Here is a 21,539-nt window from a genome sequence, read left to right as displayed (position 1 = left end):
AATTTATGGCTCTGATCACTGATGCGATCTCATCGCTGCTAGGTGGCGGCGACAACTGGGATTGGTTTGAGCATATTCACCCGGCATCCTTTCGCGGCGTTCCCTTCGCGGTAGTCAGCGCCGAAAGCGTGTTTGGACGTCGCCAGGCCGTGCATGAGTACCCCTATCGTAACACTGCCTGGGTCGAGGATTTGGGGCGCGGTACCCGAAAACTGACCATTCGCGGTTTTATTGTGCACAACAGTCTGGCTTATGACGCCCCTGACGTGATCACCCAGCGTAACTCGTTGGTCGCTGCTTGTGAAGCTGAGGGGGCCGGCACGCTGATTCATCCGACTCTGGGGGAACTCACGGTCAGCGTTCCTGATGGCGGCCTGCGGGTGCTGGAAAGTGTGGATAACGGGCGATCGTTCGAATTCACGCTCACCCTCATTGAGTCCGGCCTGAAGGTTTTCGCCATTACTGGCAACACACAGGCTGCTTCGCTGGTTCAAACCCAATGGCTACGCACCGGGTTGATGGCAACGACCAGATTTATCGCCACGGTGAAAGGCGAGATCAGGAGCGTCACCCAAACCATCAAGACGCTGCGAAACACGGCCGCGTTTTGGGGGAATAGCGTGAAAGACACGGCTAACGAAGTGACGAACCTCAGCAACGTCTTGAAGTCCACCTTCGGCTGCGCCCGCTATGGCCGGTATAACAAAGGATTTGTGGGGGGCGGTGTTTCTGGCTCTACCGGGACGGTAAACCGTACCGCAGATACTAAAAACCAGCCCGGACTGGTCATGCGGAAAATGGCGGAAGCGGTGACCGGGCGATCTGATCTCCTGGCTAAAACAGCCACCCTTGAGGGCGTGAATTCAGTTGATGCGTTCCCTGGCAATGCGAAAACTATCATTGATGTGGTTATGACCTTCACAGGCAGCGTGGAAGAGAAAATCCGTATGCTTGAAACCTTGGCTTCATACCGAAACGCGACGTTTTACGCGACTGATTCGGAAAATGCCATTGCCCAAAGTGCCACCATCTTGCTCTGCGTTTTATCCGCCGGTGCACTGGCTGTGGTGGCTGTGGAGTATGAACCCTCAAGCTATGACGACGCCATTTTGATGCTAAACCGTGTCTGCGACACGTTGGATGACGTGTTGTTAATGGTGGCCGATGCCGGGGATGATGATGACTATCTCAATTTGCTGGAAACCCGCAACGCTCTCGTCAACGCATACGGTCAGAAAGGTGCTGAGCTGAGTTCGCTGACGCAAGTTGGCCTGTCTGCCTCAATGCCTGCGTTAACGCTTGCTAATCGTCTTTACCAGAACGCGCGCGCGGGGATGAGTTGGTGCAGTCAGTTCAGCCTCGCCACCCGGCATTCATGCCTACCAAATTCAGAGCACTTAGGAAATGAAAGATGAACTGATTTTGACATCCGGCGGCAAACAAATTTCCGGCTGGGATTCTGTCCGCGTTACGCGCAGCATAGAGCGTTTACCCTCTGATTTTACTCTTCTTTAATGGACTACTACCCGGTAATGACGATAAGCAATTAGTGCTCCCGGGTGACAGTTGCACCGTGCATTTGGGGGATGATCTGGTTATGACCGGGTACATTGACCGCTGGAACCCAGTTATAGGTAAGATGCGCCACGAGGTGCAGGCAACGGGGCGAAGCAAATGTCAGGACTTGTGGATTGCTCAGCAGAATGGCCAAACAACGTAATTAGCCAGGCCACTGCGTTACAAATCGCTCAAAGACTGGCTGAACCTTACGGAATTAGTGTCACCAGCGATGTGAAGGATTTGATGACCGTTCCCCAATTTACGTTAAATTGGGGAGAATCATCACAGGAAGTGATTGACAGGATCACCGTTGGGCTGCTCTGCTGTACTACGACAAACCCGATGGCAGCCTTTATCTGACCCGCGTCGGAACGGTGAAAGCGGCCAGCGGTGTGGCACAAGGTGAAAACATCGAGACGGCATCTTTCATGGCATCAATGGACGAACGGTACTCGGATTATATCGGGGTATCGATGTCGATGACGCCAGTGATGGGGGGATATTCCTCGGTAACCCTGGCGCGAGCCAAAGATCCGGAAGTGGCCAAATTACGTTATCGAAACCGGGTTGTCATCGTGGAAAGCACCATGAACTCGCATGGTCAGGCGCAAAATTGCATCGATTGGGAAATGAACCGCCGCTATGGACGCTCACGCAGTTTGCAGGTGGAGATTGATAGCTGGCGAGACAAGGCAGGAAAGCTCTGGGAGCCGAATACGCTACTCCCCATTAACATTCCTGTATTTGGCCTCAATAACCAGCTTTGGCTATTGGCCGAAGTAACGTTTATCCGTGATGCGCGAGGCACCCGCGCCAAGCTTGTGCTGATGCCGTGTGAAGCGTTTGCCGTGCAGCCGTACCAATTTTACAGACAGGTACAGGAGCTTAACCCATGAGTGAGGGCATATTGAGGCAACTTGGCCGCCGAGTGGCCATGATGATCGGTATTGGCAAGATCACGGGTTACAGCGATGCTGGAAGTATCCAACAACTGCAATACCAGACACCATTGGAAGTCAGAGGAGCAACGCCACGAATGGCGGAGTTTGGCTTTTCATCTGGCCTACCGGTTGGCACTGATGTTGTTCTGGCCTATTTGGGCGGAGACCGCTCCAGCGCTGTGATTGTGGCCAGCAACAATCAGCAATATCGGCAATCCGGGCTTAAAGCGGGTGAAACGGTTATTTATGACCAATGGGGTATGTTTATCAAACTCACTGAAAACGGCATGGAAGTTGAAGCCAACGGCCAGCCGGTGACTGTTCGTCATGCGACGACTGTCACGGTCACGGCATCAGAGAAAATCAGGCTGGATACACCGCTTCTGGAGGTCACAGGTGACGTGGTCGACAACTGCGACAGTAATGGGGCCTCGCTGAAAACCCTACGTGAAGCCCACAATGGGCATGACCACGTTTTAAAAGACGTGCAAAGTGGCAGCGACGATATAACCAGCGATAAACCGGGGAGGATTGTCTGATGAGCGACATCAGTTCCTTTTGGGATATTGAACGGTTAGTGGCTGACTGGCGTGAAGGCAAGGGTGACCTCATCAACGGCAACGACCTTCAGACTGCAATCATTATCAGCCTGTTCACCGATCGGGTTGCCCGTGATGACGATGCCATTGAGGGAGACGATCGGCGAGGATGGTGGGGGGATTTAGGAGAAGAGCACAATATTGGCTCGCGGCTGTGGTTGTTACGGCGTAAAAAGCTGGATCAGCCTGTCGCCCAGAAAGCTGAAGACTATGCCCGTGAGGCGTTGCAGTGGCTGATCATTGACGGCGTGGTGTCGTCAGTGATGGTTGCAACTCAGATCGTTTACCCGCACCAACTTAATATGGTTATCAGCTATCAGAAACCGGGGAGTCGTGACGATACGGATATGCGTTTTTTTTGGGTTTGGGAGCAATAAGCAATGCCATTTAATCGACCTACACTGACCGAACTGCGTGAAAAGAGCCGCACGCAGCTTAAATCGGAATTGAGACAAACCGGCGCACTGCTACGCTACTCCAACATGCGTGTACTGGCTGATGCCGATGCTGGTCTGGCTCATTTGCATTACGGCTACCTTGATTACATTGCGCAGCAGGCCACGCCTTTTAATGCCACTGATGAATGGCTGGCGGGATGGGCTGCCCTGAAAAGTGTTTATCAGATAGCCGCCAATCCGGCTTCAACCCCCGCCTATCAATTCACCGGCATCGCAAACTCCACCCTAGGGAAAGGGGCGGTGCTGCGTCGGGGGGATGGGTATTGTTACCGCCTCGTCGAGGATGTGACTATAGGCGAAAACGGCAAGGGTATTGGCAAGTTGACCGCGATCCTCCCTGATATCATTGACGCGCCAACAGGTGGTGGTATTGACGGTAATGCGGATGCGGGCACGGCCCTGACGCTAGATATTTCATTGCCAGGTATTGACGCCAGCGGCGTAATGGTCGACCCCGCTACCGGAGGGGCAGATATTGAAACGCAAGAGAGTCTACGCGCTCGCATGCTGCTGGCGTATCAAACCCCTCCGCAAGGCGGCAGCGATAAAGACTATGAACAATGGGCGCGTGCAGTGCCTGGTATTACCCGGTGCTGGACAAAGCGGCGGCTGATGGGGGCTGGCACGGTTGGGGTGTACATCATGTGTGATGGCAACGATGAAACCAATCATGGTTTTCCTGTAGGGACTGACGGTCTATCCCAGCGGGATGAGTGGGGGGTTCAGAAAGCGACAGGGGATCAAGGCAGGGTAGCCGATTACATTTATCCGCGCGCCCCGGTGACTGCTTTGGTTTACGTCTGTTCGCCCGTCGCGAAGACGGTGGATTTTAAGATTAGTGGCATCTCTCATGCTGGCAGCGATATTACGGCGGCTATTGCCGCAGCCATAGATAGCGTGTTTTTCCATGAGGGGGCGCCAATTGGTAACGGGAAGATATTTCTTTCCGACCTGAACAGGGCGATCGGTGATATCTCAGGAACGGCCGGATTTATTCTGGTCACCCCATCGGCCAATATTGATCTTGGGGTTGGGGAACTGCCCGTGCGTGGCGAGGTGAAGTACACATGAGCCAATATACTGCTGATGACTACCAAAGAGCGCTGTATGCCCTATTACCCACCGGTTTGGCGTGGCCACGCGATGCTGGAGGCGTACAGGCTGCTGTAATCCGTGCGCTGGCTGCTGGCTACCAACGCAGCGATAGCGACGCAATAGGGTTGTTGGTGGGTGCCTTTCCTGAAACGGCCACGATCATGCTTACTGAGTGGGAAAAAACAGTAGGGCTACCTGATGACTGCTCGATCGGGGAGGTGGACAGCATTGCAAAACGTCAGGCTGCTGTCGTGGCAAAGTTGATAAGCACCGGCGGCCAGTCAACGGACTATTTTATCCGAATAGCCAATACCCTGGGTTACGATATCACTATCACCCAATACCGTCAGGCTCGCGCGGGAATGTCAGTGTGTGGTGATGCGATAAATGGGGAAGACTGGCCTTTTAACTGGCTGGTTACCGCCCCGGAAACCACCATCACTTATGCGCGAGCAGGACGTACCTATTGCGGAGACCCACTGCGTTCCTGGGGTAACAAACAGCTTGAGTGCCAGATAAAGGCATTATCCCCGTCACACACTGTTGTGAAATTTGGCTACCGGGCCACTATCGAGACTTCATCGCTTTAATTTTTCTTTGTTACTTAATTACCCATAATCGTTTAAATGCGAGGACTACTTATGCAAAAAATCGGTGATATCACCACTACAGCCGATCCACAGGGCGAGTTCACAGACGGCAATGTTGCTCAGGGAGTGAGTCCCACTATTCTTCCCGCAGCCTGGTTTACAACAGTTCAGCGTGAATTAATCGCCGTTTTGACAGACGCAGGATTAAAACCTGACAAATCAGATGATTCACAGGTTAGCAAAGCGATTCAGAAAATGCTTAGTGAGGGCATTGATAAGGCGGTTGTTCCTGCATCGCTAACAAAAGCAGGGATCACCAAACTTAGCAATGAGACCAACAGCGACGATGAGACCACGGCGGCAACGCCAAAATCAGTGACGGACGCGTTAACGGGCGCAAAAGGGGTAAATCTTGGGGATGTCATGACGGTGGGGGCGAGATACCCGGCGAATGGATCTAAATGCACAACGTTTATGTCTAACTATACCCCGCATCTTTCCGCCGCCAAGGGCAGTGCAAAACCAGCATTAGAAATCAGTAACCAAGGCAATAAAGATGCGGTAGCGGCATTATTGCTTCACCGTGAGGGAGATTTTGCCACTTATTTTGGTTTAGATACCGATAATGCATTGGCCATAGGCGGATTCTCTCTGGATGGGAAACGGTATCGACTTTATCACGAAGGGTTTACCGGTGGCCTGGCGAGGATGTCTGAAGGGGTAGGTTGGCGTAAGGATGAGAACACCGGATTTATCATTCAATGTGGACAAACGGTCACTCGAGGCATTAATGAGGATGCCAATATTTGGCAAAGTTTTAACGTCCCTTTTCATGAAGGTGTCTGGGCAATATCGCTAACACCGTACTGGCCGGGGCGTAACGCCTGGGATAAGTCATATGACTACGGGCCACTACTGGGCGGTTACAACAACGATGGGTTTAACTGGAATAAACAAAGTTTTGGAACGGTTCGCTATGACTGGGACTGTGGCATGCACTGGTTGGCGATAGGAAAATAACCATGGACTACATGTTTAATGCAAAAAATGCGTCTTTCTACCCACTTGTGATGAAGGAAGATTACGAGGCGTCTGGCACATGGCCAGCGGATGGGGTATTGGTGGATGAAGATGTGTTTAAGACCTTTATCGGTCAGGCACCTCCAGGTAAGATGCGTGGTGCAGACGAAAAAGGCTACCCGGCATGGGTAGATATCCCACCACCCCCACCGCCCACGCATGAGCAACGGGTATCGTCGGCAGGCTATCAACGGGAGCAATGGCTGACCAAGGCAGGACTGACGATAGGCCCGCTTCAGGATGCTGTCGATCTCGATATCGCAACGGAAGAAGAACGCACCAGGCTAACCGAGTGGAAACAGTTTCGGGTAGCGGTATATCGTATCGCCCCCACGCTAGCGCCTGATATTGATTGGCCTGAGCCGCCGCGCGGTTTTGAATAACCGCGTTGGGGTTTTGAATTGTGATAGCTCCTCTGGCAGGAGAGGGGGGCTATCCATTCTTGTGCCCCAAAATTTGGAAAAGTCCAGACTGGATTAGTGAAAAATTTGAGGTTTTAATATATGTGAGGGAATGGGATAGTACGAATACTTTATTAAAAGAAGTTTATTCGGGCTGGCATTTTACAATCTTAACAAAGGGTTTTATAAACACTGACCAAAGAAATTTTTTTACTTTGCAGATTATCGGCGTTGAATTTTTCATTTCAAGCCAACTTTTTTTCTTACAGGCTTTCGTAGATTCCAGTTCTCTGCCTGTTATGGTTGTAATGCATTCAAAGTCTGGATGAGTATTGAGTACTGCCGGGATGGTAGCGTGTAACTTTATAAAGCCCATTTGGTAAAATAACGTCCATTGATCTGCAACACACCATACTGGTAAAAGTTTCTCTAAGAGTTTTCTTGCCGCAGATCTGTTTATTATATACCCATGAGCAAATGCAGCGTCAATAGTTCTAAATACTCCCTGGCCATTACTTAACTCATAAACTGGTTTATTGATGTATTTATTTACTTTTGATAATAATGTAACCAATTTTTTTTCATCATCATTTCTGTTTACGATCTCATTTATTATATTTTTCAGGTTGCTTGGAATGATGACGTCATCTTCAATAACTAAAGCAACTTCATTATTAGAATCGATCAACTTTCTATATGCCTTAAGATGACTCAGGGCACATCCAACCTCGCCTTTAGTTACTGCACAACTTATGTCCCTTCTGAAGATGAACATTTCTTCATCTTTAATTTTTTCCCCATCGAAACCTACAATTATCTCAAATGGAATATCTAAGCTCTCCATTTGTTTCGTCATGAGTTCCAATCTATCTTTATGCTCAGGAAGGTTGATGATATAAACCTTTATTATGGAGTTGAGTTTTTTGGATTCCATATTCCATTCCTTTATCTGTAAATATCCCAACGTTATTAGGATAGACAGTGCTGAAAAAATCTCGGTAGCACGGGCTTAATCATAATTATTTTCTTCATAGTGCGGTGTCTTATCTGATTTTAACTCCCGCATTATAAATGCATGAAAAAATACCAATATAATTATTATCGAAATAATGCTGATGATTGACATAAAGGACTCCAGAAAATGTTGTTAAAGCATAATGGATGTTGCTAAAAAGCTCTGACCCATCGGCGTTCAGCAACGATATAGCCTTCATCAGGAAGGCCAAAATCATGCGACTCATATCCACTCTTTAATCTAGTATCACGCCACGTACAAGAACCATCCCACCAATAAGTCTGACCTTGAATACACACTAGGCGTTTTGCCCATTCTGGAGCATTGTCGAAATCCTGCTCATTTCCTGACAGGATTATCCAGTGCATATCTGGAATACTGGTTGGGGCATCATTTTTTTCCTTCATGCACAACATTCTCAGAGTGTAAAAATAAATGCAGCAAACATACATAAACATGGCTGACATATTCAAATGGATATTAGCGATCAATGTTAGGGTGATTGATCGCTTTTAACGATCAGTTGGAGTGTGACCGTGCTTCACCTGCTACTTGATGTAGATGAAATAGGGGGTATAGGAAAAATCTAGGAAGCCTCGCCCTGCTCGATGAGGGGCAGGGTGGATCTATGTGTTGTCTGCTTCAGAAGATTGGGGATTTCTAGGATAAAAGCAAGGTCAAAATGATTGTTAACTTATTGATTTTAGGTAGTGAAAATGTAGTAAATTGGCGTATTATGTAGCTTGTTTTATAAACCATAAATCACTTAACTTATTGAATTTAATCGAATATTTGCAATGCATGAGCGCTTTACCTTGCAAAGGTTCCCCCTCAGGTTTGTGCTGTTCAGCCGACTGTGGCAGGGCAAATGCCCATGTGTAGCCCAGCGTGATGATAGTGTCGCTAAGATGCCGTTGAAAGCCTGGCTGGGTTTTCAACGATACCTGAAAAATAGCGGCGCATTATACCATGCGCCCCCCACTAGCGATATAAACCCTGCAACCCGATATAGCGCTGCACCGAGCGTGGCAGAAGATCGTCGCAGTTTAGCCCCTGATGACGACGCTGGCGGATCTCGGTAGCGGAAATTTCCAGCTCTGGTGTGTCAGCCAGGTAGATATAGCCATGCGGTTGCTGGCTGAGCAGCATGGCATCGGTAACGCGATGGCGTTCCAGCCACTGCTGTAGCTCCGGCGTATCCAGACGATCATGGTAACCTGGGCGTGCCAGTACCAGTAGGTGGCAAAGATCCAGCAGTGACTGCCAGCGATGCCATTTATGCAACGTCAACAGCGAGTCCTGGCCAATGATAAACGCCAGCGGCTGCATCATGCCACGTTCTTCACGCACTGCCTCCAAGGTTTCGATAGTATAAGAAGGGGTGGTGCGGTGCAGTTCGCGATCGTCAACTGTAAACATTGGGTTGCCGGTGATCGCCAACTCCACCATTTTTAGCCGTTGTTGCGCGTTGGCTTCAGGCTGTGGGCGGTGCGGTGGCACGTGGTTCGGCAACAGGGTGACACGATCCAGGCCCACTTCTGCGGCCAGCGCTTCAACCGGCCGCAGATGACCATAATGGATCGGATCAAAGGTGCCACCAAACAAGGCCTGCAGTGCGCTGGTGCTTGGCGGATTATTGACCATAGGTAAAACTCGCAGGCAGGGTTTTGCCGCACAGCAGCATTGACAGGGTTTCTAACGCGGGCCAAACCGACTGACCATAGTCTTGCTTGAGGGTCAGTTCAATCTGCACCAGTTGTTGCACCGCCTGCTGCAGTTGGCTGGCAGACAGCCGTTGTACTGCTTGGGTCATCAGATTGCGGCGATTTTGCCAGACTTTGTGCTGATCGAACAGCGTGCGCAGCGGCACTGAAGCCATACGGCGTTGTAGGGTCAGCAACAGCAGCAGTTCACGTTGTAAAATACGTAGTAGGATCGTCAGTTCGACATCCTCCTGCTGCAACTGTTGCAAAATATGCCAAGTGCGTTTGCTCTTGCCTGCCAGTAGGGCATCCAGCCAATGGAACGGTGTAAAGTGGGCGGCATCGTTAACTGCCTGCTCGACGCGCGGTAGGGTGAGTTTGCCGTCAGGGTGCAGTAGCGATAGTCTTTCCAGCGCCTGCGACAGCGCCAGCAGGTTGCCTTCGTAGCAGTAACACAGCAATTGATTAGCTGCGTTGTCTAATTCCAGTTTCATAAGTTTGGCGCGAGCCGCAACCCAGCGCGGAAGTTGCATTTGTTCCGGCGCTTGGCAACTGACGCAGACAGCCTTTGGGCTGAGTGATTTAAACCAGGCGCTGTTTTCCTGTGCCTTGGTCAAACGTGGGCCGCGCAATATCAGCAATATATCGTTATGCAGCAGGGCAGACAGTTTGATCAACTGATCTCCAATCGGCGCAGTCGGGCCGTTTTCCGGGAACATTAGCAGCAGTGTTTGGCGGCTAGCGAACAGGCTCATCGCTTGGCAAATGCTGAAGATGGCATCCCAGTCGGTATGGGCATCGAGAGAAATGCTGTGGTGCTCGCTGAACTGCTGCTGCTGCGCGGCCTGTCGGATTAAATCCTGGCTTTCCTGTAACATCAGCGGCTCATTGCCGCTCAATAAATAACACGCGCACAGCCCTTCTCGGAGCTGCGTGGCAAGTTGCTCAGGGTAAAGGCGGATCATTACGCGGCGTCACTGGTCGATTTTTCACCGATGACAGCGGCTTGCCGATGGGTTTCTTCTGCTGCTGCATGCACCGTCAGCAGTTTACGCACTAGTTGCTGTGCGGCCTGATCGCGCATTTCCTGACGAATGATTTCCTGCTCGGAATCTTTTGCCAGCGCGGTCAACGGGTTGTCAAAGAATGAGCGGAACACGCTTACTGACAAGGGGTAGAGATCTTGACCAGGAAGCAGTACCTGCGCTTGCACCGTCAGTACCATTTGGTACTCGGCGGTTTTACCGTTCTGGAAGATTGACGCGGTGTCCTGGCTCTCGCGAGTGGTGACGATGCGCAGGGATGGAACGTCCTTACGCTTTGCATCTTTGACGATGGCAACGCCGTTCAGGCGTAATTGTTCATGCACTGCACGGGTCAACGGCCCGTAAAGATCCGGGCTGTCCAATATCAGCGTTTTCATTTCCTGAGGAACCTGCGTGGTGCCACGCAGGTGAAAACCGCAGCCAGCGGTGACCAGCATCGCTAACCCCAGCAACAGCGTCAGAATACGTTGTCGCACAATTCCTCCTTGTGTTAACCCACTACCAAGTTAAGCAGTTTACCCGGAACATAGATCACTTTACGAAGTGTAACCCCGTCCAGATATTTAGCCACCAGATGTTCATTGGCAGCGCGCGCTCGCACCTGTTCTTCGGTTGCATCGGCTGCTACGGTGATTTTTGCACGCACCTTGCCGTTAACTTGCACGACCACCAGTTTGGAATCTTCGACCATGGCTTGTTCATCGGCAACGGGCCAAGGCGCGGTGTCAATATCGCCTTTGCCGCCCAGTGCCTGCCACAGCGAAAAACCTATATGCGGGGTGAACGGATAAAGCATACGAACCACGGCCAGCAGTGCTTCTTGCAGTAGGGCGCGATCCTGTTCGCTTTCCTGCGGTGCACGCGCCAGCTTGTTCATCAGCTCCATCACGGCGGCGATCGCGGTGTTGAAAGTTTGTCGGCGGCCGATATCATCGCTCACCTTGGCGATGGTTTTGTGCAGATCGCGGCGCAGCGCTTTCTGATCTTCATTCAATGTGGTGACGTCCAGCGGCTGTACCGCGCCTTTCTCAAGGTGATCGTAGGTCAGTTTCCAGACGCGTTTCAGGAAACGGCTAGCCCCTTCCACACCGGACTCTTGCCATTCCAGCGTCATTTCAGCCGGTGAGGCGAACATCATGAACAGACGCACGGTGTCCGCGCCGTATTTCTCTACCATCTCTTGCGGGTCGATGCCGTTGTTCTTCGACTTCGACATTTTGCTCATGCCAGCATAGACCAGTTCGCGCCCTTGTGGATCGGTCGCTTTGACAATACGGCCCTTGTCGTCACGCTCGACGGTGGCGTCAGTTGGGGAGACCCAGATGCGCTCGCCGCTATTGCCGGTGTAGTAGAAAGCATCGGCCAGCACCATACCCTGACACAGCAGGCGTTTGGCCGGTTCGTCGGAGTCCACCAGGCCAGCATCGCGCATCAGCTTATGGAAGAAGCGGAAATACATCAGGTGCATGATGGCGTGTTCGATACCACCGATATATTGATCGACCGGCAGCCAATAGTTGGCGGCAGTGGGATCTAGCATGCCGTGATGGTACTGCGGGCAGGTGTAACGCGCGTAGTACCAGGACGACTCCATGAAGGTGTCAAAGGTGTCGGTTTCGCGCAGTGCTGGCTGGCCGTTGACGCAGGTTTTTGCCCACTCAGGATCGGCTTTGATCGGGCTGGTAATGCCGTCCATCACCACGTCTTCCGGCAGTATTACTGGCAGTTGGTCTTTTGGCGTCGGCATCACAGTGCCATCTTCCAGCGTCACCATCGGGATTGGCGCACCCCAGTAGCGTTGACGGGAGACACCCCAATCGCGCAGACGGTAGTTGACTTTGTGCTTAGCCACGCCGTTGGCGACCAGTTTGTCGGCGATGGCATTGAAGCCAGCTTGGCTCTCCAGGCCGTCGAACTCGCCGGAGTTGAACAGTGTGCCTTTCTCGGTCATTGCTGCGGTGTGCACGTCCGGCTGGCTACCATCGCGGTTCAGGATAACCGGTATAATTGGTAGATGATACTGAGTGGCGAACTCCCAATCGCGTTGATCGTGAGCTGGCACCGCCATCACTGCACCGGTGCCGTATTCCATCAACACAAAGTTAGCCACCCAGATCGGTAGCTTTTCGCCGCTCAATGGGTGGGTAACGAACAGGCCGGTCGGCATGCCTTTCTTTTCCATTGTCGCCATTTCGGCTTCGGCGACTTTGGTGTCACGGCACTGTCGGATAAATTCAGCCAGTGCCGGGTTGTTGCGTGCGCCCTGTTGCGCGAGTGGGTGGCCTGCGGCCACGGCCACATAGGTGGCCCCCATAAAGGTATCGGGGCGGGTGGTATAAACCGTCAACTTCTGATCGCTATCGGCAACCTCAAAGGTGATGTCCACGCCTGCGGAGCGGCCAATCCAGTTGCGCTGCATAGTTTTGACCTGCTCAGGCCAGCTTTCCAGGGTATCCAGATCGTTCAGCAGTTGATCCGCATAATCAGTGATCTTGATAAACCACTGCGGGATCTCTTTGCGCTCGACCTTGGTGTCGCAGCGCCAGCAGCCGCCGTCGATAACCTGTTCATTGGCCAGTACGGTCAGATCGTGTGGGCACCAGTTCACCGCCGAGGTTTTCTTGTAGACCAAACCTTTTTCGTACAGCTTGGTAAAGAACCACTGTTCCCAACGATAGTAGTCAGGTTGGCAGGTAGCGATCTCGCGATCCCAGTCATAGCCAAAGCCCAGCAGTTTCAGTTGGTTCTTCATGTATTCGATGTTGTCGTAGGTCCACGGAGCTGGTGCGGTGTGGTTCTTCACCGCAGCGCCTTCCGCCGGCAGGCCGAAGGCATCCCAACCGATGGGTTGCAGCACGTTTTTACCCAGCATGCGCTGATAGCGCGAGATGACATCGCCGATAGTATAGTTACGAACGTGCCCCATGTGCAGCCGACCAGAGGGGTATGGCAGCATGGATAGGCAGTAGTATTTTTCCTTGCTGGCGTCTTCGGTAACCTTAAAAGTTTGCTTCTCTTGCCAGTGAAGTTGTACGCTCGATTCTATGTCTTCTGGACGGTATTGCTCTTGCATGGCGGCTGATGATCCTGTAAGTAAAACCGTTATCCTAGTCAGAGATAACGCAATGGCGATGTAATATGCGTAGATGCGCATAGCATAGCTGATAAGACCTCCCGGCAACAACACCGAGCGCCCGACTCAACGCATTAAAAACTTGGCAGGATATAGCACGCAACGTACAGATCCTACGTGTCGCACACTAGCCAAAATGAACACTGCGTTATTGCCACTTGCAGGCTAAGAACCTATCCCATTAGGCTATTTTATTTGCCATTTTAGCTCTGGGGGATTATTTGCGGCGTTGGCCGAGCATCAGCGCCCAGCCACCTAGCAGCAAGGTGATGATCCACAATGGTGTGGCACCAAAGCGGGCGTAAGGTGTAACTCCGGTGGTTGGGGTGACGTTCACTTCCAACACACGGCGGGTGAACTGTGGGATTTCGGCGATCACCTCACCGTTAGCATCCACTGCTGCGGTTACACCGTTGTTAGTGCTACGCAGTAGCGGGCGACCCAGTTCCAGCGCCCGCATACGGGCCATCTGTAAGTGCTGCCATGGGCCGATAGAGTGACCGAACCAGGCGTCATTGGAAAGGGTCAGCAGGAAGTGGGTGTCTGGTCGGAAATTGTCGCGCAACTGCTGGCCCAACACGATCTCATAGCAAATGGCAGTCGTCAGGTGGTAACCCCTGACGCGCAGTTGTGGCTGGATGTTATCGCCTTGGCTGAAGGAAGACATCGGTAGGTTGAAGAACGGTGCCAGCGGGCGTAGCAGGGTTTCCAGCGGTACAAACTCGCCGAACGGTACCAAATGGTGCTTGTTATAGCGTTCTTTGGCCGGATAGCTGTAGAGTGCAGGTTCGCCTAATACGATGGCGCTATTATAGATCCTCTGGCCTTGTGGCGTGTCACGCACATCGACAATGCCGGTGATCAGGCTGCTGTTTTCTGCGCGCATCCGTTCATCCATCATGGTCAGGAAGCTATTCTGGCTGGCTTCATAATCCGGGATGGCGGACTCCGGCCAGATGATGATCGGAGCTTTGCCCATATAAGGACGGGTTTCATTCAGGTAAGTTTGTAGCGTGCTCACCAGCGCTTTCGGAGACCACTTCAACGATTGTGGGATGTTGCCCTGCACGATGGCGATGTTTACCGCCTTTTCTGGCAATGGGGTAAACCACTGCCAGTGGCGCAACAGCCCGGGCAACAGTAGCAGCGTGGCGGCAATCACCGCAGGCGCTATGCGGCGCTGGTTAACGGCGTATACTAACAGCCCGGCGATGGTCATTAGCATAAAGGTGATGGCGTCAACCCCTAGCAGCGGCGCTACGCCCTTCAGCGGGCCGCTAATCTGGCTGTAGCCAAATTGCAGCCAGGGGAAACCCGTCAGTACCCAGCCGCGCAGGAATTCGGTCACCTGCCACAGCACGGGCGCTGCGATCGCCAGCCGCCACCAACGGGTGGCTGGCCAGAGGCGCGCCAATAGCCCGGCGAACAGCCCGGTATACAGTGATAGGTAGGCGGCGAGCAACGCTACCAGGAAAATGTTGATGACCAACGGCATGCCACCGAAGTTGGCAATGCTGACATACACCCAGTTAACCCCGCTGCCGAACAGCCCCAATCCCCAGCAGAAACCGAGCAGGGCAGATTGTTTTACGGTGCGATTCAAGGTGACGGCCAACAGACCGAATAGAGAGATGATGGCCGCTGGCCAGAAATCGTAAGGAGAGAATGCCAGCGTTCCGCAGGCACCGGATAATAGCGCCAGCAGGGCGCGAACCCGCTGGCGCTCAAAGTAGGAAGCTTTAGCCATGTGGGTTTATTCTTCCAATTTCGGTGGTGGAGAATCGTCTGGGATTTTCACATGAACTTGGATAATACGTCGGCTGTCGGCCATCGTAACTTTAAATAGGTAACCTTCAATTTCAATGGTCTCTCCGCGTGCAGGCAGGTGGCCGAATGCCTGCATCACCAAACCGCCGATGGTATCGACCTCATCGTCGCTGAAGTGGGTGTTGAAAGCTTCATTGAAGTCTTCGATCGGTGCCAGCGCACGTACGGTGTACATATGGCGGCTCAGTTGGCGGATATCCAAATCTTCTTCATCGTCGTATTCATCTTCGATTTCGCCGACGATAAGCTCCAGAATATCTTCGATAGTCACCAGGCCGGACACACCACCGAATTCGTCAATGACAATCGCCATATGATAACGCTGGGAGCGGAACTCTTTCAGCATCCGATCAACCCGCTTGCTTTCCGGCACCACCACTACGGGCCGTAACACCTTATTGATGCTGAATGGCTCGGAATCGTTGCGCATGAATGGCAGCAGATCTTTGGCCATCAGGATGCCTTCAATATGATCTTTGTCTTCGCTGATCACTGGGAAGCGCGAGTGGGCAGATTCGACAATCACGTCCAAGCAGTCTTCAAGCTGTTGGTTGCGTTTGAGCGTGACCATCTGGGAGCGCGGGATCATGATGTCGCGCACGCGCTGCTCCGCGATATCCATCACACCTTCCAGCATATCGCGGGTATCAGGATCAATCAGGTCGTTTTGCTCGGAATCACGGATCAGTTCTACCAGATCGCCGCGGTTTTTGGGTTCACCGTGGAACAACTGGTTAAGGATAAGCGTAAAGAACCCCTTCTTGGGGCTGGGGCTGTCATTGCTTGATGAATGGTCGTCGCTCATGGCGTTCTAGTTAATATCACTCATGTTAGAGTTAAGGGGCGTCAGCGACAGCCTTGCTAGGGGCTGTGGGGGAAATGGCTGACATCAGACGGGATCTTTTTCCGCCAAGTACGGATCAGGATAGCCCAGCCCGTGCATGATTTCGGTTTCCAAAGACTCCATTTCTTCGGCTGCATCGTCTTCGATATGGTCATACCCTAACAGATGAAGACTACCGTGGACAACCATGTGCGCCCAGTGTGCCTCCGACGTTTTGCCTTGCTCGGCGGCTTCCTGTTCAACCACCTGCCGGCAGATGATCAGATCGCCAAGCAGTGGTAGCGCGATGCCCGGTGGGGCTTCGAACGGAAAGGATAGCACGTTGGTCGGTTTGTCCTTACCGCGATAGGTTAGGTTCAACTCGTTACTTTCGGCCTCGTCAACCAGGCGTACTGTCACTTCGGCCTCTTCTTGGAACGGTAGCAGCACAGCCTCTAGCCAGCGCTGGAAAGCGGTTTCATCCGGCAGATTGTTGCTGTCTTCACAAGCAATTTGTAAATCCAAAATCACCTGACTCATGGCGTATCCTGCGGTGAATCGACATTCACTGTGCGCTGACGTTGCTCGGCGATCGCGTCTTTGCGTTTCTGCTCGGCGGCTTCCCAGGCTTCGTAAGCGATGACCACGCGAGCCACCACCGGGTGACGTACCACGTCTTCGCTGTGGAAGAAATTAAAGCTCAGCGCTTCCACGTCTGATAGTACCTCCACCGCATGGCGCAGGCCGGATTTTTGGTTGCGCGGCAGGTCGATCTGGGTGACGTCACCGGTGATCACGGCCTGTGAGTTGAAGCCGATGCGCGTCAGGAACATCTTCATCTGTTCGATGGTGGTGTTCTGGCTTTCATCCAGAATGATAAAGGCATCGTTCAGCGTGCGGCCGCGCATATAGGCCAGCGGCGCGACTTCAATCACATTGCGTTCGATCAGCTTCTCCACGCGCTCAAAGCCGAGCATTTCGAACAGGGCGTCGTACAGGGGTCGCAGATAAGGATCGACCTTTTGGCTTAGATCCCCCGGCAGGAAGCCCAACTTCTCGCCAGCCTCGACGGCTGGGCGCGTCAGCAAAATGCGACGGATTTCCTGGCGCTCCAGTGCGTCTACTGCGGCTGCGACCGCCAGGTAAGTTTTGCCGGTACCGGCTGGGCCGATGCCGAAGGTAATGTCGTGGGCGAGAATATTGGCGATATACTGCGCCTGATTTGGCGTGCGCGGTTTCACCATACCGCGTTTGGTCTTGATGGTGACCGCCTTGCCGTAGTCCGGCACGCTGTCAGCGACCTGTTCCAGCACCCGGCTCTCTTTGATCGCCAAGTGGATTTGCTCCGGATCGATATCAGGGATCAGGTTGCGGATCGGCGCGGTATCCACGTACAGATGGCGTAGTATATCGGCGGCGGCCACCACGCACAGCTTCTTGCCGACCAGTTTGAAGCGGTTATCGCGGCGGTTGATTTCGATGCCTAGCCGGCGTTCGAGCTGTTTGATATTGTCATCAAGAGGACCACACAGGCTGAGCAAGCGCTGATTGTCTGCGGGTTCTAACAAAATTTCTTGTGTTGCGACGTTCAAACTATTCCTCAAGGCTCACATCAAGCCTGGTTGATGAAACATCATGCGTCGATGACGCGTGTGTTTAGGACATCTAGAATTATCTATACCTTAAATAATTCGAGTTGCAGTAAAGCGGCAATGCAGCGACAAATCGGTCGGGAACCGATTTGGACCGCGCTTGCGCTGGGCCGCAGGCTGAACCTCAGGGATGAGGTTCATTAACCCCCAAGCGCTTACACCCGTCAGTGACTGGGGTGAGCGAGGAAAGTTAACGCACAGGCTACTTGAAGTATGACCGGTATATCTGTTCAGCAACGGCGTAATTCAAGGCTGGAGAAAGAAAAAGTGCGGCCTGCTGCTGGTCGCGTGATCACCGATCAATGAGGGTGAGGATCAACTCTTCTTCACAAATTCGGATTTTAGCTTCATGGGGCCGAAACCCTCGATTTTGCAGTCAATGTTGTGATCGCCTGCCACCAAGCGGATGTTTTTCACCTTGGTGCCGATCTTCAACATTGACGCGCTGCCCTTGACCTTTAGATCCTTGACCACGGTCACCACATCGCCATCCGACAGCAAGTTGCCGTTGGCGTCTTTGACAATCAGTTGGTCTTCGTCTTCTGTTGGCGCGCTGTCGTTCCATTCGTGGGCGCACTCAGGACAGATAAACATGGCATGATCCTGATAGGTGTATTCGGAGTGGCACTGAGGGCAGTGTGGGAATTGCATATTATATCGCCTCTTATATAAAAAGAAAAAGCATCCGTCGGACGTGAGCGCCCGGCAGAGAAATCATCAATAAGGATAATGGCTGGAGCGGTGATGCTTGTTCACACTGCCATCGCGTCAAGGCTGGTAAATGCCAACACCCAACGCGTTCTCTTTGCGGGTACGGGTGATCACCGACTGCGGGGATTCATAAACGCGCAGATCCATCTGCTGTTCGGTGCGCACCACGGTGCCACGCAGTGAGTGTGCCCACACCTCGGTAATTTCCACATCGACGAACTGACTGACCATCTCTGGCGAGCCTTCGAAGTTCACCATGCGGTTGCACTCGGTGCGGCCAGCTAGTTCCATCACGTTCTTACGCGAGGTGCCTTCCACCAGAATGCGTTGCACGCTACCCAGCATGCGCCGACTGAACTGCAACACTTGCTGGTTGATGCGATCTTGCAGGATATACAGCCGCTGCTTTTTCTCTTCTTCGCTGACATCGTCGATCATTTCTGCTGCCGGGGTGCCTGGACGTGGGGAATAGATAAAACTGAAGCTGGCGTCGAAGTTAACCTCGGCGATGAGCTTTAGGGTCTGCTCGAAGTCGGCCTGAGTCTCGCCGGGAAAACCGATGATGAAATCTGAGCTGAACTGCATATTTGGCCGCACCTTACGCAGCTTGCGAATGATCGCCTTGTATTCCAGCGCGGTGTGCGCCCGTTTCATCATAGTCAGGATACGATCTGACCCGCTCTGCACTGGCAGATGTAGGAAGCTGACCAACTCCGGGGTGTCCTCGTACACTGCGATAACGTCATCGGTAAACTCTATCGGATGGCTGGTGGTAAAACGGATACGATCGATGCCATCAATAGCTGCCACCAGGCGTAGCAACTCGGCAAAGGTACAGATGTCGCCATCGTAGGTGGTGGCGCGGTATGCGTTGACATTCTGGCCGAGCAGATTCACTTCACGTACGCCCTGCGCGGCCAATTGGGCGATTTCGAACAGCACATCATCGCTTGGTCGGCTCACTTCCTCGCCACGGGTGTAAGGCACTACGCAGAAGGTGCAATATTTGTTGCAGCCTTCCATGATCGAGACAAAAGCGCAAGGGCCTTCAGCACGTGGCTCCGGCAACCGGTCAAATTTCTCAATTTCCGGGAAGCTGATGTCGACGATTGGGCTGCGGGTTCCTTGTACATGATTGATCATTTCCGGCAGGCGGTGCAGGGTTTGCGGGCCGAACACCACATCTACGCAGGGCGCACGGCTGCGAATATGTTCACCTTCCTGTGAGGCAACACAACCGCCCACACCGATGATCAGCGCTGGGTTTTTCTCTTTCAGCAATTTCCAGCGCCCCAACATGGAGAAAACTTTCTCCTGTGCTTTTTCACGGATCGAGCAGGTGTTCAGTAGCAGCACGTCTGCTTCCTCGGCGTTTTCGGTCAACTCGAAGCCGTGCGTGCTGTTCAACAGGTCAGCCATTTTTGATGAATCATATTCATTCATCTGGCAACCCCAGGTTTTGATATGTAGTTTTTTCGTCATTGATTTGCCATTACTCAATGCGGAGAGGAAATTGTGTTACGCGACATGCAGAACGTGCCGGGTATTGTAATCATTTGATAGCGTTATGACCAGCGTGGGGAAACGGCATCTGGCCTGAAACTGGATTAAAAATCCGGTACACTGCGAACCAATGCTATACCGGTTAGGGTAGCGATATTTACAAAGAAAACATAACCAAATGAACAATACATTTCAAAAAGGGTATGACGCAGTGGTGGTGGGCGGCGGAATGGTCGGGGCGGCGGCGGCGCTGGGGTTGGCGCATGCGGGGTGGTCGGTGGCGCTGCTGGAGCATCAGGCACCACAGGTGTTCGAGGCGCAAAATCCGCCGGATCTGCGCATTTCGGCCATTGGCTGCACCTCGGTAGGGTTATTAAAGCAGTTGGGGGCGTGGTCAGCGGTGATGGCGATGCGCACCGCAGCGTACCGTCTGCTGGAGACTTGGGAGTGGGGATCGTCGCGCGTGGTGTTTGATGCGGCCTCTCTCGGCCTGCCAGAGCTGGGGTTTATGGTCGAAAACCGCATTCTGCAACTGGCGTTGTGGCAACAGTTGGCACAGTGCGACAACCTGGTGCTCCGCTGTCCGTCTCGGCTGCAATCGCTCCAACGGGTTGATGGGCGCTGGCGTTTGACGTTGGACAGCGCGGAAACGCTGGAGGCACGTCTGGTCGTGGGGGCAGATGGCGCGCAGTCACAGGTACGCCGCTTGGCGGCCATCGGTATTGACGGCTGGCAGTACCGCCAGTCGTGCATGCTGATTACCGTCGATACCGGCGTGCCACAACAGGACATCACCTGGCAGCAGTTTTTCCCGTCCGGGCCGCGTGCCTTCTTACCGTTATATGACCAATGGGCTTCGCTGGTGTGGTACGACAGCCCGCAGCGCATCCGCCAGTTGCAGGCTATGCCACCGTTGCTGCTCGAAGGTGAAATCGCTGAGGCTTTCCCGGAGCGGTTGGGGGCGGTAAGGGTGCACGCCGCCGGCGCCTTCCCGCTGGTGCGCCGCCATGCACAGCGTTATGTGTTACCGGGGTTGGCGTTACTGGGGGATGCGGCACATACCATTAATCCGCTGGCTGGTCAGGGCGTCAATCTGGGCTACCGCGACGTGGATGTCCTGCTGAAGGTACTGGGTGAAGCGCGAGAGCAGGGTGAAGACTGGAGCTGCGAGTCTGTGCTGATGCGTTATCAGCGCCAGCGCCGTCCCGACAACCTGCTGATGCAGAGCGGCATGGATCTATTCTATAGCGTTTTTAGCAATAATTTGGCACCGCTGAGTGTAGCACGCAACTTGGCCCTAATGGCCGCACAGCGGGCGGGTAAGTTAAAACAGCATGCGTTGAAATACGCGCTGGGGTTATAACGCAAACGGGTTAGTTTGGCTTGACCTGTTGTTAATATT

The 21,539-nt window shown here is 52.8% G+C and carries 20 protein-coding genes and 1 pseudogene; 9 read left to right on the top strand and 12 right to left on the bottom strand.

Annotation, left to right across the window (positions count from 1 at the left end):
* The first annotated feature begins 5 nt into the window (after window positions 1–5).
* From SYMBAF_RS09765 to SYMBAF_RS09730, 8 genes and pseudogenes are all read left to right on the top strand, one after another.
* Complete coding sequence (locus tag SYMBAF_RS09765) at window positions 6–1,415, top strand: DNA circularization protein (protein ID WP_237162858.1); 1,410 nt, start codon at window positions 6–8, stop codon at window positions 1,413–1,415.
* Window positions 1,405–2,456: pseudogene (locus tag SYMBAF_RS09760) on the top strand (phage baseplate assembly protein). Before SYMBAF_RS09765 ends, SYMBAF_RS09760 begins: the two are co-directional and overlap by 11 nt.
* Window positions 2,453–3,040, top strand: a complete 588-nt coding sequence (locus tag SYMBAF_RS09755) for a phage baseplate assembly protein domain-containing protein (RefSeq protein WP_040264840.1) — start codon at window positions 2,453–2,455, stop codon at window positions 3,038–3,040. Before SYMBAF_RS09760 ends, SYMBAF_RS09755 begins: the two are co-directional and overlap by 4 nt.
* Window positions 3,040–3,477 carry a phage GP46 family protein gene (locus SYMBAF_RS09750; protein ID WP_040264841.1) on the top strand — a complete coding sequence of 146 codons (438 nt, stop codon included), beginning with the start codon at window positions 3,040–3,042 and terminating at the stop codon, window positions 3,475–3,477. The genes SYMBAF_RS09755 and SYMBAF_RS09750 overlap by 1 nt, the downstream gene beginning before the upstream one ends.
* Before the next feature lie 3 nt (window positions 3,478–3,480).
* A complete protein-coding gene (locus SYMBAF_RS09745; protein ID WP_040264842.1) occupies window positions 3,481–4,629 on the top strand; it encodes a baseplate J/gp47 family protein in 1,149 nt (382 codons plus the stop codon).
* Entirely contained in the window at window positions 4,626–5,243 is a 618-nt protein-coding gene (locus tag SYMBAF_RS09740) for a YmfQ family protein (RefSeq protein WP_040264843.1), read from the top strand. The genes SYMBAF_RS09745 and SYMBAF_RS09740 overlap by 4 nt, the downstream gene beginning before the upstream one ends.
* Window positions 5,244–5,294: 51 nt before the next feature.
* Window positions 5,295–6,263 (top strand): phage tail protein, encoded by a 969-nt coding sequence (locus SYMBAF_RS09735; protein ID WP_052447723.1) that lies wholly within the window; start codon window positions 5,295–5,297, stop codon window positions 6,261–6,263.
* 2 nt (window positions 6,264–6,265) lie between these two features.
* A complete protein-coding gene (locus SYMBAF_RS09730) occupies window positions 6,266–6,706 on the top strand; it encodes a tail fiber assembly protein (RefSeq protein WP_040264844.1) in 441 nt (146 codons plus the stop codon).
* 163 nt (window positions 6,707–6,869) lie between these two features.
* Here SYMBAF_RS09730 and SYMBAF_RS09725 read toward each other — a convergent pair whose 3' ends face one another.
* The 12 genes from SYMBAF_RS09725 to miaB all read right to left on the bottom strand — a co-directional run bounded on the left by SYMBAF_RS09725 (window position 6,870) and on the right by miaB (window position 20,116).
* Window positions 6,870–7,658, bottom strand: coding sequence for a glycosyltransferase family 25 protein (locus SYMBAF_RS09725; protein WP_040264845.1), 789 nt, complete (start codon window positions 7,656–7,658; stop codon window positions 6,870–6,872).
* Between the two features lie 233 nt (window positions 7,659–7,891).
* Window positions 7,892–8,146 (bottom strand): hypothetical protein, encoded by a 255-nt coding sequence (locus SYMBAF_RS09720; RefSeq protein ID WP_152609089.1) that lies wholly within the window; start codon window positions 8,144–8,146, stop codon window positions 7,892–7,894.
* A gap of 574 nt (window positions 8,147–8,720) precedes the next feature.
* The gene (nadD, locus tag SYMBAF_RS09715) at window positions 8,721–9,383 is read right to left on the bottom strand and encodes a nicotinate-nucleotide adenylyltransferase (protein WP_040264846.1); all 663 of its coding nucleotides are present in this window, start codon (window positions 9,381–9,383) and stop codon (window positions 8,721–8,723) included.
* On the bottom strand, window positions 9,373–10,407 hold the full coding sequence (gene holA, locus SYMBAF_RS09710) for a DNA polymerase III subunit delta (protein ID WP_040264847.1): 1,035 nt from the start codon (window positions 10,405–10,407) through the stop codon (window positions 9,373–9,375). Before holA ends, nadD begins: the two co-directional genes overlap by 11 nt.
* The gene (gene lptE / locus SYMBAF_RS09705) at window positions 10,407–10,964 is read right to left on the bottom strand and encodes an LPS assembly lipoprotein LptE (RefSeq protein WP_040264848.1); all 558 of its coding nucleotides are present in this window, start codon (window positions 10,962–10,964) and stop codon (window positions 10,407–10,409) included. Before lptE ends, holA begins: the two co-directional genes overlap by 1 nt.
* A 14-nt stretch (window positions 10,965–10,978) precedes the next feature.
* The gene (leuS, locus tag SYMBAF_RS09700) at window positions 10,979–13,561 is read right to left on the bottom strand and encodes a leucine--tRNA ligase (RefSeq protein ID WP_040264849.1); all 2,583 of its coding nucleotides are present in this window, start codon (window positions 13,559–13,561) and stop codon (window positions 10,979–10,981) included.
* A gap of 277 nt (window positions 13,562–13,838) precedes the next feature.
* Window positions 13,839–15,368, bottom strand: a complete 1,530-nt coding sequence (gene lnt, locus SYMBAF_RS09695; RefSeq protein ID WP_040264851.1) for an apolipoprotein N-acyltransferase — start codon at window positions 15,366–15,368, stop codon at window positions 13,839–13,841.
* Between the two features lie 6 nt (window positions 15,369–15,374).
* Complete coding sequence (gene corC / locus SYMBAF_RS09690) at window positions 15,375–16,253, bottom strand: CNNM family magnesium/cobalt transport protein CorC (protein ID WP_006708839.1); 879 nt, start codon at window positions 16,251–16,253, stop codon at window positions 15,375–15,377.
* 84 nt (window positions 16,254–16,337) lie between these two features.
* Window positions 16,338–16,811 carry an rRNA maturation RNase YbeY gene (gene ybeY, locus SYMBAF_RS09685; RefSeq protein WP_040264853.1) on the bottom strand — a complete coding sequence of 158 codons (474 nt, stop codon included), beginning with the start codon at window positions 16,809–16,811 and terminating at the stop codon, window positions 16,338–16,340.
* Entirely contained in the window at window positions 16,808–17,863 is a 1,056-nt protein-coding gene (locus tag SYMBAF_RS09680; RefSeq protein WP_040264855.1) for a PhoH family protein, read from the bottom strand. Before SYMBAF_RS09680 ends, ybeY begins: the two co-directional genes overlap by 4 nt.
* Before the next feature lie 375 nt (window positions 17,864–18,238).
* Window positions 18,239–18,574 (bottom strand): zinc ribbon domain-containing protein YjdM, encoded by a 336-nt coding sequence (locus tag SYMBAF_RS09675; RefSeq protein ID WP_040264856.1) that lies wholly within the window; start codon window positions 18,572–18,574, stop codon window positions 18,239–18,241.
* Between the two features lie 117 nt (window positions 18,575–18,691).
* Window positions 18,692–20,116, bottom strand: a complete 1,425-nt coding sequence (miaB, locus tag SYMBAF_RS09670; RefSeq protein WP_040264857.1) for a tRNA (N6-isopentenyl adenosine(37)-C2)-methylthiotransferase MiaB — start codon at window positions 20,114–20,116, stop codon at window positions 18,692–18,694.
* 199 nt (window positions 20,117–20,315) lie between these two features.
* Between miaB and ubiF the strand changes: the two genes are divergently transcribed.
* The gene (gene ubiF, locus SYMBAF_RS09665; RefSeq protein WP_082026908.1) at window positions 20,316–21,500 is read left to right on the top strand and encodes a 3-demethoxyubiquinol 3-hydroxylase; all 1,185 of its coding nucleotides are present in this window, start codon (window positions 20,316–20,318) and stop codon (window positions 21,498–21,500) included.
* Window positions 21,501–21,539: the final 39 nt, after the last annotated feature.

Origin of the sequence: Serratia symbiotica, assembly GCF_000821185.2 — a bacterium.
Classification (GTDB): Bacteria; Pseudomonadota; Gammaproteobacteria; order Enterobacterales; family Enterobacteriaceae; genus Serratia; species Serratia symbiotica.
Note: the sequence above shows the minus strand (reverse complement) of the source record. Positions and strands in the feature narration are given on the sequence as shown.